Here is a 15,793-nt window from a genome sequence, read left to right as displayed (position 1 = left end):
GGCGGGGGTCCTGGCAGGGGCGATACGCTCGGCTCATGCTCCGTTCCGTCATCCTCGCCGCCTCCCGGTCATCCCAGGTCGAGCGGCTCGTCGCGACCGCCCCGTACACCCGGGACGTCGTTCGCCGGTTCGTCGCCGGCGCCACCACCGACGACGCGTTGCGCGCGACCCGCGGGCTCGTCGACGACGGCCTCGCGGTCACCCTCGATCACCTCGGTGAGGACACCGTCACCCCCGAGCAGGCCATCGCCACCCGTGACGAATACCTGACGTTGCTGAAGATGCTCGGCGGCGCCGGGCTCACCCCGGCCGCCGAGGTCAGCGTGAAGCTCTCCGCCCTCGGTCAGATGTTCGACGAGCAGTTGGCGTACGACAACGCGCGGGCGATCTGCGCGGCGGCGGACGCGGCGGGCACCACCGTCACCCTGGACATGGAGGACCACACCACCACCGACTCGACGTTGGAGGTGCTGAGCCGGCTGCGCAAGGACTTCCCGTCGACCGGCGCCGTGCTCCAGGCGTACCTGCGCCGGACCGAGTCGGACTGCCGGGAGCTGTCTTCGGCCGGCTCGCGGGTGCGGTTGTGCAAGGGCGCGTACAAGGAGCCGGAGTCGGTGGCGTACCAGTCGGCCCGGGAGGTCGACAAGTCCTACGTCCGTTGCCTGAACATCCTGATGTCCGGCGACGGCTACCCGATGCTGGCGACCCACGACCCTCGGATGATCGCGATCGGCGAGGACCGGGCCCGCTGGTTCGACAGGGGGCCGGAGCGCTTCGAGTTCCAGATGCTCTACGGCATCCGTCCGGAGGAGCAGTCCCGCCTGGCCGGCGAGGGTTACACGGTGCGCACCTACGTCCCGTACGGCGACGAGTGGTACGGCTACCTGATGCGCCGGCTCGCCGAGCGCCCCGCCAACCTGGTCTTCTTCGGCCGCGCCCTGATCTCCAAGAAGTAGCTCCTCCGGTTCGGCCGACGGGCCGGCGGGGACCCCTCGGGTCACCGGCGGCCCGTTTCGCGTATCCGGCTTGCCAATGTTGGCTAAGTGTATTAGCTTTACGGCTATGACGATTAGCCAGGTGCGCCGGGACGGCGGACACATCGCGTACGAGGTGCACGGCGAGGGGCCGCTTGTCGTTCTCGCCCACGGCATGGGCGAGAACCGGGCGAGCTACCGGCACCTCTCGCCACTGCTTGTGGCAGCCGGTCACCGGGTCGCCTCGGTCGACGTCCGGGGGCACGGGGAATCCAGCACCGGCTGGCCCACGTACGCCCCGGCCGAGGTCGGCGCCGACCTGCTGGCCGTGGTCCGCGACATCGATGCCGGCCCGGCCGTTCTGGTCGGCAGCTCGTCCGCCGCCGCGGCGGTGGTCTTCGCCGCCACCGACGCCCCCGAGCTGGTCACCGGCATCGTGCAGATCGGCGCGTTCGTCGGCCAGCCCAAGCTCAACCCGCTGCTGCGGATGGCGATGTGGTCGGTGCTGCGCAGCCCTCGACTGTTCGGGATGTTCCACAACACGCTGTTCCCGGTGCACCGGCCCGCCGACGACGCCGCGTACCGCCGGTCGATGGTGGCCAACCTGCGCGAACCCGGCCGGATGGCCGCGATGCGCGGGGTGATCGTGCCGGTCGAGCCGCACTGGACGGCCCGCGCCCCCCAGGTGCGGCAACCCGTGCTGGTGCTGATGGGTTCGAAGGACCCGGACTTCCCCGACCCGGGAGCCGAGGCGCGGGCCGCCCGCCGGCTCTTCCGCACCGCCGAGGCTCGCATGATCGAGGAGTCCGGCCACTACCCGCACGCCGACCAGCCGCAGCGCGCCGCCGAGGAGCTGCGCGGCTTCCTGGCGGTGTGCGCCGGTGCCTAGGGTCGGCCTCAACCAGCAGACCGTCGTACGGGAGGCGGCCCGGCTGGCCGACGAGGTCGGCCACCAGCAGCTCACCCTCGCCGCGCTCGCCGCCCGGCTGGGCGTCGCGTTGCCCAGCCTCTACAAGCACGTGCGGGGGGCGGACGAGCTGGCCCAGAAGCTCTCCGCCCTGGTCACCGCCGAGTTGGCCACCGAGCTGACCGCCGCCGCCGTCGGCCGCTCCGGTGGCGACGCGCTCCGGGCGATCGCCGACGCCTACCGCGACTACGCCCACCGTCATCCCGGCCGCTACCCGGCGACGCAGCGGGTGCCCGACCCGGCCGACCCGCAGCACGTCGAGGCGGGTGAGCGCGCGGTCGGCGCGATCTTCGCGGTGCTGCGCGGCTACGGGCTCACCGGTGACGACGCGGTGGACGCGACCCGCGCGCTGCGCAGTGCCCTGCACGGGTTCGTCAGCCTGGAGGCCGCGGGCGGCTTCGGCCTGCCCCGCGAGGTGGACCGCTCGTACCACCAGTTGGTCGCCAGCATGGACCTCTCGTTCCGCTCCTGGCCGGTCGCCGCGACGTGAGTCGGCAGGTCGGACCGACCGGCCGGGGCGGCTTCGCCCCGGCCAGCGAATGGTCGTACCCTTCGGCGGGTGACTGACGGGGTGCAGCAGCCCGCACCACGGCGGCTCTGGCCGCTGTGGACGGTGCTCGTGGTGGTCGTCCTGCTGCTGGGCTGCGGCCTGCCGGCGTTGCTTGTCGCCGGAGTGATCCGGGAGAGTGGCGCCCGGTCCACGATCAGTCGGGCCGGCGCCTCGACGACCGACGATCCGGCCACCGCGGCCGCCCGACAGCTGACCGACCGGATGACCGCCCAGCTCGACCGGCAGTCCACGGCGCTGCTCGGCGGCGACCGCGCCGGTTTCCTCGCGATCGCCGAACCCGCCGTGCACACCGAGCTGCGCCGACGCTTCGCCGCACTACGCGAGCTGAAGGTGACAGTCTGGCGGGCCGAACCCAGCGGCCTGCCCGCGCCGATCATCGGCAAGCCGGGGGAGTGGCGGCTGCTGGTGCGCTTCCAGTACTGCTTCGTCGCACCGAACTGCCGGCCCAGCCCCGTGCTGATCGGCACCCGCTGGCGGGAGAACGGCGACCAGCCCCGGTTGATCGCCATCGAGGAGTCCAAGTCGGTGGAGACCGGCACCCGACCGTGGGAGATCAGCGAGCTGGCCGTGGCGATCGGCGAGCGGACCATCGTCGCCACCACCCCGGCGCTGCGCGGCAAGCTGCCCGGTCTGCTCGCCCAGGCCGAGGCGGCGGCCAAGGTCGCCGACGGGTACGTGGTCGCCGGCTCGCCGCCGGACCGCTACCGGATCTTCTACGCCGGCCGGGCCGAGTGGAAGCGCTGGTACGGCGGCGACCGGCCGGAGTGGACCGGCGGGTACGCGGTCACCGTGGGCGGCGGCCACCACGAGGTGGTGCTCAACGCCGACGGGCTCTCCAGCAGTGGCACCGACGACCTGCTCCGGCACGAGCTGACCCACGCGGCCTCACTGCCGGAACGCGGCTACCCGGGCAAGACCACCTGGTGGCTGGTGGAGGGGCTGGCCGAGTTCGCCGGCACCGGCGGCCAGGCGGTCGACAGGTACGAAGGGCTCGCCGAGGTGCGCAAACTGGTCCGGGCCAGGTGGGACGGCAAGTTGTCGGGTGTCAACCCCGCCGACGACGCCTCCGCCGAGCAGGTCGCCGGCAGCTACGGCGTCGGCTACCTGGCCGTCCGGCACCTCGTCGACAGGTACGGGCCACAGCGGCTGCTCACCTTCTTCAAGGCGGTGGTGCACGAGCGCAAGACCCTCGAGGTGGCCGCCGAGGAGGCGTTCGGCGAGCAGTGGTCGACGCTGCACGACGAGTGCGTCGCGTATGTCCGCGCCGCCACCGCCTGACGTGCTCGCCGGCGGCGGGACCCTGCGCCGTACCATCGACTGGTGTTCCGCCCTCAGTCACCTCGGCCGGGCAGCACCCTCCGGCCCCGCCTGCTCGTCGCCCTGACCGCCGTCGCCGTCCTCACCTCCACCACCGCCGCTTCGTGCGGCGACGACGACCCCGACCTCGCGCTGGCGTCGGCGGCCCGCAACCCGGTCAGCGAGCTGATCGACGCCCCGGCGACAGTCACCGCCCGCGCCGCCGCGACCCTCACCGCCCCCGCCGACGGCAGCCTGGCGAGCCTGCGTGTCCAGCCCGGACAGCGGGTCCGGGCCGGTCAGGTCCTCGCCGTTGTCGACTCGCCCTCGGCCCGGCAGCGGCTGCGTCAGGCGAAGGAGGCGCTGGACGCGGCGAAGCGCGCCGGTCGGGGTGTGTCCACTGGCGACCTGACAAGCAGTCGACGCGGCACCGACAAGGCCGCCGACGAGGCGTTCGACGCCGCCCGCAAGGCCGCCGAGAAGATCGCCGAACCGCAGCTCCGGGACGCCCTGCTGACCCAGGTGACGTCCGCGCAGCGGCAGTACACCGCCGCCGCGCGCAGCGCCGACCAGGCCGTCCGCGCGGTGCAGCGGGGAATCAACGGGCTGAGTTCGGCAGTCGGCGCGCTCTCCGCGGCGCAACGGCTACAGGCCCAGCAGGCGTACGACCTGGCGAAGGCCACCGTCGACGCGCTGACCCTGCGCGCCCCGATCGCCGGCATCGTCCAGCCGGGCGGCACCCGGGCCGGCGGTGGCGCGACCGGTGGCCTCGCGGGGCTGTTGGAGCAGGCCGGTGGCGCCCAGGCGGCCGGCATCGACCCGTCCGCGCTGACGCCCGGCCAGGGCGGGCCGCCCGCCGGGGTGGACGACGCGGTCGCCGTCGGCGGGCAGGTCACCGCCGGCACACCGGTGCTGACAGTGGTGGACACCGGGCAGTTGGGCCTGCTCGCCGAGGTCGACGAGACCGACGTGCTGCTTGTCAAGGCCGGTGTGACCGCCACCGTCGAGTTGGACGCCGTCACCGGTGCCACCTACGACGCGACGGTCCGCTCGGTGGACGTGCTGCCCACCAACTCCGCCCAGGGCGGGGTGACCTACCGGGTGCGCCTCGCCCTCGGCGCCGGGAAGCTGGCCGAGGACGAGCCGGCCCCCAGCCCTCGTCCCGGCATGAACGCGATAGTGCGTCTGCGGGTACGCGAGGCCGCCGACGCGGTGACCGTTCCCGCCTCCGCGGTGTTCTCCGCCGACGGCCGGGACGCGGTCTGGGTGGTCCGCGACGGCAGGGCCGGCCGGGCGCCGGTCACAGTGGGCGTCCAGGGGTCGGATCTGGTGCAGATCCTCAACGGGGTGCAGCCCGGCGACCGGATCGTGGTGCGCGGCACCGACCAGGTGCGCGACGGCCAGGAGGTGCGGTGACCGGCGTCCCGCCGGCGATCGAGGCGGTGGAGGTGTCCCGGACGTACCACCTGGACGGGGTGTCCGTCGAGGCGTTGCGCGGGGTGTCGCTCGTCGTGCAACCGGGTGACTACGTGGCGCTCGTCGGTCCGTCCGGCTCGGGCAAGTCCACCCTCATGCACCTCCTCGGTGGGCTGGACCGGCCGACCGGCGGCCGGTTGGTGATCGGCGGTCGGGACGTCAACGCCCTCGCACCGCCGGAGATGGCCGCCCTGCGCAACGAGACGATCGGTTTCGTCTTCCAGGCGTTCCACCTGCTGCCGCGTACCTCGGCGGTGGAGAACGTGGCCCTGCCGCTTGTCTACCGGGGCGTGCCGGCGCGGCAGCGTCGGGCGCGGGCCGCGGCGATGCTCGGCCGGGTCGGCCTCGGGCACCGGCTGGACCACCGGCCCAACCAGATGTCCGGCGGGGAGCAGCAACGGGTGGCGATCGCCCGCGCGCTGGTCACCGAGCCCACGGTGCTGCTGGCCGACGAACCAACAGGCAACCTGGACAGCGTCACCGGCGCGGCGGTACTGGAACTGTTGGAACAGTTGAACGTGGAGTCCGGGGTGGCGCTGGTGATGGTCACCCACGACCAGGAGGTGGCGGCCCGGGCCCGGCGCCGGATCACGATGCGCGACGGGGTGGTCGTGGCGGACAGCGACACCACTCATGATCGACCGCTGTCCGTTGATCCCGGTCGACCTGCGACACTGGACCCCGCTCCCAGCGCGGAGCCCCGGTCCGCGTCCGGAAGCGGCCCGGGGCACCCGTCCGGTGGCTCCGGTGGCGCCGCCGGAGCCACCGGGCGCCTTCCGCTCGCTGTGGACCCGGGCCGGCCCGAGGTCGAGCGGCCGGAGGGCGCGGCGTGAGGGTCGCCGAGGCGTGGCGGGTGGCGTTGGACGCCCTGCGGGCCAACCGGTTGCGCAGCGCGCTGACAATGCTCGGGGTGATCATCGGGGTCGCCTCGGTGGTCCTGCTGGTGGCCATCGGCACCGGCACCAAACAGAAGGTCGAGCAACAGGTCGAGGGCCTGGGCTCCAACCTGCTGCTTGTTGTCCCCGGCCGGATCGAGGTGGGCAACGCGCCGGTGGTCTCGCCGCTGACCCTGAAGGACGTCGACGCCGTCAGCCGGGTGGTCGGCGACCCCGATCGGGTGGCTGTCACCATCGCCTCCGGGGCGACCGCGCGGGCCGGAGCCCGTTCCGACTTCACCACCGTCCAGGGGGTACTGGAGACCACCCCGACGGTGTTCACCAGGTCGCTGGCCCGGGGCCGCTATCTCACCGGCACCGACGTGGACACCAGCCGGCGGGTGGCGGTGCTCGGCGACTCGGTGGCCCGCACGCTCTTCCCCGACCGGGACCCGCTCGGCCAGCAGGTGACGCTGGCCGGGGTGCGGTTCCGGGTGATCGGCGTCTTCGCGCCACTCGGGCAGAGCCTCGGCGTCGACCGGGACGACGAGGTGCACGTGCCGGTGACCGCCGCGCAGCGGCTCTGGGGCACCCAGCGGGTGGACGGCATCGCCGTGAAGGCCCCGGACCGGGAACGGATCGACGAGCTGGGTGAACGGATCGTCGCCGAGCTGAACCGCCGGCACCCGGACACCGAGTTCAGCGCTGTCACCCAGCAGCAGATCCTCGGTGTGCTCGGCGACATCCTCGGCGTTCTCACCGGCGTACTGGCGGCCATCGCCGGCATCTCCCTGCTCGTCGGCGGCGTCGGGGTCTCCAACATCATGCTGGTCAGCGTTCGGGAACGGACCCGCGAGATCGGGCTGCGCAAGGCCGTCGGTGCCCGCCCGCGCGACATCGGTGTGCAGTTCCTGCTGGAGGCGGTGCTGCTCACCACGATCGGTGGGCTGACCGGGATGGCGCTGGGCGTGGGCACCGCCCTGCTTGTCGACGGCCTGTCGCCGATCCCGGCCGCGATCACCTGGTGGTCGTTGGCGCTCGCCTTCGGCGTGTCCGCGGTGGTGGGCATCGTCTTCGGGGTCGTCCCCGCGCAACGCGCCGGCCGACTCGACCCGGTGGTCGCGCTGCGTGCCGAGTGAGCAGCGTCGGCGCAACGGGACGGCGGGCGCGGGCGGGGAGATTCCGGGAGTGTGGATCGGGTGAACGGCGAGAAGAAGCATGATCAGTTGTACGAAGGGATCGCGCCGGTCACAGCCGCCCCGCTACCGTACTGGTAACACGCGCGTCGCCGCCCGGCCCGGAGCATCCGTCGGGTTGGCACGCGCCGGGCATGGGATGGGTTGGTGAGCCATGGCCGGGTCACAGTCCGACGGGCGGCTGTCGGAGGTCAGGTTCCTGACCGTCGCGGAGGTGGCGACGGTCATGCGGGTCTCGAAGATGACTGTCTATCGCCTGGTGCACAGCGGTGAACTCACCGCCGTCCGGGTCGGCCGGTCATTCCGGGTGCCTGAGCACGCGGTGCACGAATATCTCCGGGGCGCTTTCCAAGAGACCGCCTGAGCCACCGCTCGGCCCTCCGGGTGCCGCCCCAACCGGCATCGACGGGGGCGCGTTGGTCCGGCTGAGGCCCTCCGGCTACCCTGGAGCCCGACCGAGACCCCACCGGTGCGCCCCGCCGCCCAGACTGGTCCGGTCCGTTGTCCGCAAGCGGTCGCCGTCGCCACCTGAGTGGTGTCATCCGGTCCGCCCCGCACGTTGTATCGAAAGGCTGTCGTATGGGCTCGGTGGTCAAGAAGCGCCGTAAGCGCATGGCTAAGAAGAAGCACCGCAAGCTGCTGCGTAAGACCCGCGTCCAGCGTCGCCGTCTCGGCAAGTGATCGCCGCCGGGCTCAACGCCCGGCGTTCGGCGGCACTTGCCAAACTGTCGACCCCCGGAGGCTCAGGTGATCAGGCCGTGGTCGTCCCGGCTCGGTCCTTCCTGCCGGGGTAGGTGCGTCAGATGACCCCCGGTGGCACCTCAGGTGCTCCGGGGGTCGTCCTCGTCACCGGGGTGGGCCGCTACCTGGGCGCCCACGTGGCGGCCCGACTGGCCGCCGACCCGCGTATCGAGCGGGTTATCGGCGTCGACGCACCGGACCCCGACACCGAGTTCACCGACCTGCTGGACCGGGTCGAACGGCTCCGCGTCGACAGCGGTTCGCTCGGTGGCCTCCTCGCCGACCTCGACGTCGACGCCGTCGTGCACCTCGCCCTGGTCAGCTCCCCCGACCCCCAGCACGGCGGCCGGTCCGCGATGAAGGACCAGAACGTCATCGGCACCATGCAGATGCTCGCCGCCTGCCAGCGGGCACCCCGGCTGCGCAAGCTCGTGGTCCGCTCGTCGACCGCCGCGTACGGGGTGTCGTTCCGGGACCCGGCCGTCTTCACCGAGGAGACCGAGCCCCGCGAGGTGCCGCGCGGCGGTTTCGGCCGCGACATCCTCGACCTCGAGGGGTACGTCCGTGGATTCCGGCGGCGCCGGCCCGACGTCACCGCGACGGTGCTGCGCTTCGCCCCGTTCATCGGCTCGACCGCCGACACCACGTTGACCCGCTACTTCGCGCAGCCGTTCGTGCCGACCGTCTTCGGCCGTGACCCCCGGCTGCAGTTCCTGCACTTCGACGACGCGTTGGAGGTGCTGCACCGGTCGATAGTGGAGGACCATCCGGGCACCTACAACGTCGCCGGTCCGGGGGTGCTGTCGCTGTCGCAGGCGATCCGGCGGGCCGGTCGGGTCGCCGTACCGGTGCTGGAGCCGGGTCTCTCCGGCGCCGCCGCGCTGGCCCGCAGCTTGGGCTTCGGCCGTTACGGCCTGGACCAGGTGGACCTCTTCGTGCACGGTCGGGTGGTCGACACCACCCGACTGGAGCAGGAGTACGACTTCACCCCCCGCTCCACTGCCGCGGCGTTCGAGGATTTCATTCGCGCCCACCACGGCGGGGTGGTGGTCACGCGGGGGCAGTTGGCCGCCGCCGAGCAACTCGTCCTGGACGGCATCCGGCAGGTCCGCTCCGCGGTGCGGGAGCGGTCGTCGTGAGCGCGCTGGGGGCGTCGTGACCGGGCCGGGGGAGGGGCGCGACCCGCGGGGGGTCGGGCGTTTCGACGTACCACAGCCGGCCGCGCCGGACGTGGAGCCGGCGCGGCGTAACGGACACCGACCGGCCGCTCAGGTCGCGCCGACCCCGACGCCGACCGACGAGGTCGACACCGCGGCCACCGACGAGCCCGCGGGCGACGCTCCGGGTGGCACCGGGCCGGCGGTGCCGGACCGGCCGGGGGACCACTGGGACCGCAAGGTCGCGAACGGCCTGGCCTTCCTGCGCCGGCGTCTCTCCGGCGACTACGAGGTCGACGAGTTCGGCTTCGACCCGGAGTTGACCGACGCGGTCTTCCACCCCCTGCTGCGGCTGCTCTACCGGGACTGGTTCCGCACCGAGGTCAGCGGCATCGAGCACGTGCCCGTCGACGGACCCGCCCTGGTGGTCGGCAACCACTCGGGAACTGTGGCGCTGGACGCGTTGATCCTCTCGGCGGCGCTGCACGACAAGCATCCCGCCCACCGCTACCTTCGGCTGCTCGGCGCCGACCTGGTCTTCCGGATGCCGGTGGTCTCCGAGCTCGCCCGCAAGACCGGGGGCACGGTGGCCTGCAACCCGGACGCCGAGCGGCTGCTCGGCGGCGGCGACCTGGTCGGGGTGTTCCCCGAGGGTTTCAAGGGCATCGGCAAGCTCTACGCCGACCGGTACAAGCTGCAACGGTTCGGGCGGGGCGGTTTCGTCTCGGCGGCGCTGCGCACCGGCACCCCGATCGTGCCGGTCGCCATCGTCGGAGGCGAGGAGATCTACCCGATGCTCGCCGACATCAAGCCCCTGGCGCGGCTGCTCAAGCTGCCCTACTTCCCGGTCACCCCGACCTTCCCGTGGCTCGGGCCGTTGGGCATGGTGCCGCTGCCCAGCAAGTGGCTCATCGAGTTCTGCCCGCCGATCCCCACCGCGCACCTGACCGACTCGGCGGACGACCCGCTTGTGGTCTTCAACCTCGCCGACCAGGTGCGGGAGACCATCCAGCAGACCCTGCACACACTGCTGGAGCGACGGCCCGACCCGTTCGGCCCCTGACGCGTCTCAGCCGGCGCGGCGGCGGCGCTGCAACGCCAGCCCGGCGGTGACCGCGCCGACGACCAGCCCGGCCGCCGCGGTGGACGGTACGGCGATCTTGACCGCCCGCCGACCGGTGCGGAAGTCCCGCACCTCCCAGCCGTGCTGGCGGGCCTGCCGCAGCAGGGCGCCGTCCGGGTTGACCGCCACCGCCCGGCCCACCGCGGAGAGCAGCGGCAGGTCGTTCGCCGAGTCGCTGTACGCCGCGCAGCGGATCAGGTCGAGCCCCTCCACCGCGGCGAGCTGGGTGACCGCCTCGGCCTTCGCCGGCCCGTGCATCAGGTCACCCACCAACCGCCCGGTGTACGCCCCGTCCACCACCTCGGCCACCGTGCCGATGGCACCGGTCAGGCCGAGCCGGGCGGCGATCACCCGGCCGATCTCCACCGGGGCGGCGCTGACCAGCCACACCCGCTGGCCGGCGGCCAGGTGCCGTTGCGCGAGTTGGTGGGTGCCGGCCCAGATCCGGGGAGCCATCATCTCGTCGAAGATCTCCTCCGCGAGGTGCTCCACGTCGTCGACCCGCCAGCCCTCGACGAAGGCCAGCGCGGCCTCCTTGGCCACTGACATGTCACCGGCGTGCTCCCGCGCCAACAGCCGGAACCGGAGCTGCTGCCAGGCGAAGCGGGCCAGGTCGGCGCTTGTGAAGTAGTTGCGGGAGGCGAGCCCACGGGCGAACCAGTAGATCGACGCGCCCTGCATCATCGTGTTGTCCACGTCGAAGAAGGCCGCAGCGCTCGGGTCCGGTGCGGGGGCGGCGACCGGGGACAGGTCGGTCTCGGCCCAGCCCGCGGTGTGCCCCTCGGCGTCGGTGCTGACCGTCACCTTCCGGCTGCGCGCCACGAGACTCCCTTCCTCACCGGTACGACGGATGCCTCCCGCGAGGGTAGCCGCCGCGCACTGTCGACCGGCCGGGCACAGAACGAACTGTGGCGCGGCCGGTCGGACGTGCGGTATAGGGGGGTGGGACGTCAGCGAGCCCCGGGGCAGGTGCTGGGGTGCGGGCCGAGGGTGTCGCTTGCGGTCGGGGCCGGCAGGCCGCAGGCAATCGCCGCGCGCAGGGTGTCCGAGCGCTCCCGGATGGTGTCCAGGAGGCGCAGGGACCGCTGGGTCCGTTCCCGGTCGACGCGGGTGCTCCCGTCGAGCAGACCGCTCACCGCCCGGCGTTGGCCGGTGACGAACGTGTTGAGCGTGTCCAGGCTGCCCGGCTCCGCCCGCTGCGCCGCGGCGGTGGTCAGCAGGCGAACACCCTGCCGGGTGTCGGCGTCCATGTCGTCGAGGACGGCGCTGTAGCCGATCCGGTCGCCGCGCAGCTCGGCGGCCTCGCCGAGTCTGGTCCGGGCGAAGTCCAGGAAGAGTTGACCGCGGCTGATGTCGGAGCTGGCCAGGGCGAGCTGCGCCCGTTCGGTCGAGCGCTTCATGCCGTACAGCGCGTCGCCGGGCACCGCGTTCTCGCTGGCGGCGGAGATCCCGGAGACGGCGATGGCGCCGGCGGCGATGCCGATCAGGATCGCGCCCCGGGCTCGTGCCCGCCGGGCGGTGACCGCCGGCAGGAGTCGCCCTCGGGCGGTGGTGGCCGGACGCGTGGCGGCCGGTTCGCTGGCCGCCGGCGCGGTGCCCAGCCCCTCCCGTTCGGCGGTGGCGAGCAGCATCGCCCGCAGGCCGGTACGGAAGTCCTGGTCCACCTCGACAGCCGGCGGGTCGGTGCTGAGCCGTTGGCCCACCGCGACGAGGGGCGCGAGTTGACCGTCCACCCGGGCTCGCACGTGGTGTCGCCGAGCGCCGTTGGCCTCGTCGAGAAGCTGCGCGAAGCGCTCGGCGCGCCGGCGGGAGAAGAGGATGTCGTCCACCGCAGGCACCTCCTCTCGCTGGTCACGGCCGGTCGGCCGCCGTCGTTGCCGGGGACCGGGCGGCAGTGTGACACCACGGAGGTGAGGCGCCGCCGGCTTGCCGGTCGGACCTCGGTGACCCGGCCTGCCGGGACAACCACCGGTCGCACCCGGAGAAACGCGGCGGACCGGGCACGGGTTACGGGCCTGGCGGGGCGGAAATTACAGAAAGTGATCGTCGTCACCGGGCGGGACCGACAGTGAGCTGCACGGACGTCGATCGACGCCCATCAGTCCCGCCGTCACAAACTACGGCTGGAAGCCGTCCGGGAGCAGACGGGCCAGGGCGCGGACGGCCCGGTACTGGAGGGCCTTGATGGCGCCCTCGTTCTTGCCCATCGCGCGGGCCGTCTCGGCGACCGAGAAGCCCTGGAGGAAACGGAGCACTATGCACTCCTGCTGCTCCGGGTTGAGCTGCTTCACGGCGGTGAGCAGCGCGACGTTGGTGATGTGTTCCACCACCGCCGCCTCCGGGCTGCCCTCCGGGCCCCGGTCCTCCCGGTCGGCGTCGAGCACGTCACCGGTGGTGACCTCCAGCCGGTACCGGCCCGACTTGAAGTGGTCCGCGACCAGGTTGCGGGCGATCGTCACCAGCCACGCGCCGAGGTCGCGGCCCTGCCAGGTGAAGCTGCCGATCCGCTTGAGCGCGCGCAGGAAGGTGTCCGAGGTCAGGTCCTCGGCGAGTTGGCGGTTGCCGACCCGGAAGTAGATGAACCGGAACACGGTGTCCACGTACCGGTCGTAGATCAGACCGAACGCCTCGGACTCGCCGGCCTGGGCGCGCTCGATCAGCGTCCAGACCTCGGTGGCCGGGTCGGACGGGTCCGGTCGGCTCGGGAATCCGGTCGGGGTCGTGGCGGTGGTGGCCGGCACCGCCGGGATCACCGCCGTCTCGCCCGCCGCCGCATCGGCGGTCACCGTCGGTGTCTCGCTGACCCGTCGACCCTGCGCTGGCATCGTCGGTCGGGCCGGCACGGCGACCCGGCCGCCGGTTGGCCGCGCGTTCCCGCCGGGCACCACTGGTCGCGGGGGCGGCTCGTTGTGGTGGGGCCGGCTGCGGGTGCGTTGGGCCGCGCCGTCGCCCCGCACGGCGGCGCCGTGCGGTTCGTCGAGCGGGGCACGGGCCGTCGGTCTCTCGTTGACGTGCGAGCGTGCCGGCTGGCCGGTCAGGCCGATCGGGCGTTCCGCGTAACCGAAGGTGGTCACCGGGTTGCCCCCGTCCCGTCGGTCGCCGGACGGGCCGGTCTCTGTGTCGTCGGGGCGGACCGACCGGGCAGCCGGTCGGGCAGGACGGTCGCGGGGGTTGCCGATGGGCGGCAAATCCCCTGGAGGTGCTGGTCCAATGCGCTAACAGGCACGGGGGCCTCCTCGGGCTGAGGGGTGTCGACTCACGGCAAATGGGGTGAGCCGACCCGAGTGATGATAGGGCCAACGTCACCCGCGCGTGGCAAGTCCGTTACACAAGGCGGAAGTATTTCCCGCTCCCCCGCACCAGCGGCGGACCGGTTGTCCGTCGTGTGCGATTGACTTTCCGTCGACCCGGTGTTCTTCGGTGGATTACCTGGTCGGGGCAGGTCGCCCGTTCGGTTGACGTCGTCGCCTCGGGGGGCCGCGCGAGCGTGGCCGAAACGTCTGCGGAGGGCGTCGTCCATCCCATGGGCGGGACTTGATCGGATCGCCCGTGGCACACCGGTCAGTCCCGTCAACGGGACTCTTCGGCTCCGCCGCCCGAGCCCGGGTCCGTACCGTCGGTCGTGGCCGCTCGCCGGCCGCTGTGCCAGACTTGATCACCGCGCGGGCCGAGTCGGCGGTACCGGGTGTGCCGCGCCCGCCGACCGGCGAGACTGTGCGGGCGTACGTGGCGGCGACGCCGGCGCGACCGGTGACGATGCCGATCGACCTGCCGGCGAGCGCCGAAACCCCTACGGAGGTAACCGATGTCCAGTGACGCCCGGCTCGCCCTGATCACCCGACCCGGCTGCCACCTGTGCGACGACGCCAAGGCGGCACTCGACCGGGTGGTGGCGGTCACCGGCGACAAGTGGGTCGAGTGGGACGTCACCGACGACGAGGGGCTGGAGCGGGAGTACGGAGACCGACTGCCGGTGGTGCTGCTCGACGGCAAGGAGCACGGCTACTGGCGGGTCGAGGAGGACCGGCTGCTGCGGGACCTGACCACACCACAACTCTGAGCGGTGCCTATGGTGCACCGATGACTCCCGCGCACCCCCACCTCGTCTGGGACTGGAACGGCACCCTGCTCAACGACCTCAGCCTGGTGGTGTCCGCCACCAACGTCGTGTTCACGAGCCTCGGCGGGCCGACTGTCACCCTGGACGAGCACCGGGTGCGGTTCCGTCGGCCGATCGCCGAGTACTACGCCGAGGTGCTCGGGCAGGCCGTCGACGACGACGAGTTCGGCCGGCTGGACCGGATCTTCCACGAGGCGTACCGCACCGGCCTGACCACCTGCGAGCTGGCCGCCGACGCGCGCACCGCGATGTCCGCCTGGCCGGGCAGCCAGAGCCTGCTCTCCATGTGGTTCCACGAGGAGCTGGTGCCGACCGTGCACACGTACGGGTTGACCGGCCACTTCACCAGGGTCGACGGGCTGCGGGCCACGGTCGGCGGCGACCGCAAGGCCGAGTCGCTCAAACTGCACCTGGCCGAGCTGGGCGTGGACGGCACCTCGGTGGTGCTGATCGGGGACTCCCTCGACGACGCGGACGCCGCGCTCGCGGTGGGCGGCCGTGCGGTGCTCTACACCGGCGGGTTCACCGACCCGGTCCGGCTGCGGGCCTCCGGTCACCCGGTGGCCGACACCCTCGTCGACGCGGTCAGCCTGGCGCGGGAGGTCAGTTCCGCAGGTAGGTGAGGACGGCCAGCACCCGCCGGTGCTGTTCGGTGTCCGGTGGCAGGGTGAGCTTGGTGAAGATGTTGCGCACGTGCTTCTCCACCGCGCCGTCGCTGACCACCAGGGCACGGGCGATGGCGGTGTTCGAGCGTCCCTCGGCCATCAGGGCGAGCACCTCGCGCTCGCGGGGGGTCAGCTCGCGCAGCGGGTCGTCCCGGCGGCGGCGGGCGAAGAGCTGGCCGACCACCTCCGGGTCGAGCACCGTGCCGCCGGCCGCCACCCTGCGCAGCGCGTCCAGGAACTCGTCGATCGCTGCCACCCGGTCCTTGAGCAGGTAGCCGATGCCGCCGCCGGCCCCGCCGGTGGTGGCGAGCAGATCATCGGCGTACGAGACCTCGACGTACTGGGAGAGCACCAGGATCGGGGTACGCGGCACCAACCGGCGTGCCTCCACCGCCGCCCGGAGTCCCTCGTCGGTGTGCGACGGCGGCATCCGGACGTCGACGATCGACACGTCCGGCTGGTGCTCCACCACCGCCTTGACCAGCGCGTCGCCGTCCCCGACGGCGGCCACCACCTGGTGCCCACTCTCGGTCAGCAGCCGGACCAGCCCCTCCCGGAGCAGGACGGCGTCGTCGGCGATCACGATGCGCATGGCTGTGTTGTCTACCACGTCCGGCCCGTCGTGCGGGTGT

General features: G+C 72.8%; 17 protein-coding genes. 13 read left to right on the top strand and 4 right to left on the bottom strand.

Going from position 1 to position 15,793, the window contains the following annotated elements; all coding sequences use genetic code 11:
• Positions 1-35 precede the first annotated feature (35 nt).
• The 11 genes from ACQPWW_RS31565 (at position 36) to ACQPWW_RS31515 (ending at position 10,316) form a co-directional block, all read left to right on the top strand.
• A complete protein-coding gene (locus tag ACQPWW_RS31565; RefSeq protein WP_433127468.1) occupies positions 36-956 on the top strand; it encodes a proline dehydrogenase family protein in 921 nt (306 codons plus the stop codon).
• 106 nt (positions 957-1,062) lie between these two features.
• Positions 1,063-1,863, top strand: a complete 801-nt coding sequence (locus tag ACQPWW_RS31560; protein WP_433127467.1) for an alpha/beta fold hydrolase — start codon at positions 1,063-1,065, stop codon at positions 1,861-1,863.
• Positions 1,856-2,431: a TetR/AcrR family transcriptional regulator gene (locus tag ACQPWW_RS31555; protein ID WP_433127466.1), complete on the top strand. Its 576-nt coding sequence runs from the start codon at positions 1,856-1,858 to the stop codon at positions 2,429-2,431. Before ACQPWW_RS31560 ends, ACQPWW_RS31555 begins: the two co-directional genes overlap by 8 nt.
• Before the next feature lie 69 nt (positions 2,432-2,500).
• The gene (locus tag ACQPWW_RS31550) at positions 2,501-3,790 is read left to right on the top strand and encodes a hypothetical protein (protein ID WP_433127465.1); all 1,290 of its coding nucleotides are present in this window, start codon (positions 2,501-2,503) and stop codon (positions 3,788-3,790) included.
• A gap of 42 nt (positions 3,791-3,832) precedes the next feature.
• On the top strand, positions 3,833-5,224 hold the full coding sequence (locus tag ACQPWW_RS31545) for an efflux RND transporter periplasmic adaptor subunit (RefSeq protein ID WP_433127464.1): 1,392 nt from the start codon (positions 3,833-3,835) through the stop codon (positions 5,222-5,224).
• On the top strand, positions 5,221-6,117 hold the full coding sequence (locus ACQPWW_RS31540) for an ABC transporter ATP-binding protein (RefSeq protein WP_433127463.1): 897 nt from the start codon (positions 5,221-5,223) through the stop codon (positions 6,115-6,117). The genes ACQPWW_RS31545 and ACQPWW_RS31540 overlap by 4 nt, the downstream gene beginning before the upstream one ends.
• Positions 6,114-7,298, top strand: a complete 1,185-nt coding sequence (locus tag ACQPWW_RS31535; protein ID WP_433127462.1) for an ABC transporter permease — start codon at positions 6,114-6,116, stop codon at positions 7,296-7,298. Before ACQPWW_RS31540 ends, ACQPWW_RS31535 begins: the two co-directional genes overlap by 4 nt.
• 211 nt (positions 7,299-7,509) lie before the next feature.
• On the top strand, positions 7,510-7,719 hold the full coding sequence (locus ACQPWW_RS31530; RefSeq protein ID WP_110563213.1) for a helix-turn-helix domain-containing protein: 210 nt from the start codon (positions 7,510-7,512) through the stop codon (positions 7,717-7,719).
• Positions 7,720-7,934: 215 nt separating this feature from the next.
• Positions 7,935-8,036, top strand: a complete 102-nt coding sequence (locus ACQPWW_RS31525) for a 30S ribosomal protein bS22 (protein ID WP_007465623.1) — start codon at positions 7,935-7,937, stop codon at positions 8,034-8,036.
• Positions 8,037-8,158: 122 nt separating this feature from the next.
• Positions 8,159-9,235: an NAD-dependent epimerase/dehydratase family protein gene (locus tag ACQPWW_RS31520; protein WP_433127461.1), complete on the top strand. Its 1,077-nt coding sequence runs from the start codon at positions 8,159-8,161 to the stop codon at positions 9,233-9,235.
• 223 nt (positions 9,236-9,458) lie between these two features.
• Entirely contained in the window at positions 9,459-10,316 is an 858-nt protein-coding gene (locus tag ACQPWW_RS31515) for a lysophospholipid acyltransferase family protein (protein WP_433134696.1), read from the top strand.
• A 6-nt stretch (positions 10,317-10,322) separates the two neighbouring features.
• On the opposite strand, the gene ACQPWW_RS31510 is transcribed toward ACQPWW_RS31515, so the two are convergent.
• From ACQPWW_RS31510 to ACQPWW_RS31500, 3 genes are all read right to left on the bottom strand, one after another.
• Positions 10,323-11,198, bottom strand: coding sequence for an HAD family hydrolase (locus ACQPWW_RS31510; protein WP_433127460.1), 876 nt, complete (start codon positions 11,196-11,198; stop codon positions 10,323-10,325).
• A gap of 128 nt (positions 11,199-11,326) precedes the next feature.
• Entirely contained in the window at positions 11,327-12,214 is an 888-nt protein-coding gene (locus ACQPWW_RS31505; protein WP_433127459.1) for a DUF5667 domain-containing protein, read from the bottom strand.
• A gap of 279 nt (positions 12,215-12,493) precedes the next feature.
• Positions 12,494-13,450 (bottom strand): ECF subfamily RNA polymerase sigma factor, BldN family, encoded by a 957-nt coding sequence (locus ACQPWW_RS31500; protein WP_433127458.1) that lies wholly within the window; start codon positions 13,448-13,450, stop codon positions 12,494-12,496.
• 731 nt (positions 13,451-14,181) lie between these two features.
• On the opposite strand from ACQPWW_RS31500, the gene ACQPWW_RS31495 reads away from it, so the two are divergent.
• On the top strand, positions 14,182-14,436 hold the full coding sequence (locus ACQPWW_RS31495; RefSeq protein ID WP_357253871.1) for a glutaredoxin family protein: 255 nt from the start codon (positions 14,182-14,184) through the stop codon (positions 14,434-14,436).
• A 20-nt stretch (positions 14,437-14,456) separates the two neighbouring features.
• Positions 14,457-15,119, top strand: a complete 663-nt coding sequence (locus ACQPWW_RS31490) for an HAD family hydrolase (RefSeq protein ID WP_433127457.1) — start codon at positions 14,457-14,459, stop codon at positions 15,117-15,119.
• Here the strand turns inward: ACQPWW_RS31490 and ACQPWW_RS31485 are convergent.
• Positions 15,100-15,753: a response regulator transcription factor gene (locus ACQPWW_RS31485; protein ID WP_355027652.1), complete on the bottom strand. Its 654-nt coding sequence runs from the start codon at positions 15,751-15,753 to the stop codon at positions 15,100-15,102. The two genes, ACQPWW_RS31490 and ACQPWW_RS31485, sit on opposite strands and share 20 nt — an antisense overlap.
• Between the last annotated feature and the right edge of the window lie 40 nt (positions 15,754-15,793).

It is taken from the genome of Micromonospora sp. CA-240977, assembly GCF_050942285.1.
Lineage (GTDB): Bacteria > Actinomycetota > Actinomycetes > Mycobacteriales > Micromonosporaceae > Micromonospora.
The sequence above is the reverse complement of the archived record's forward strand: the minus strand, read 5'-3'. Positions and strand labels throughout refer to the sequence as shown.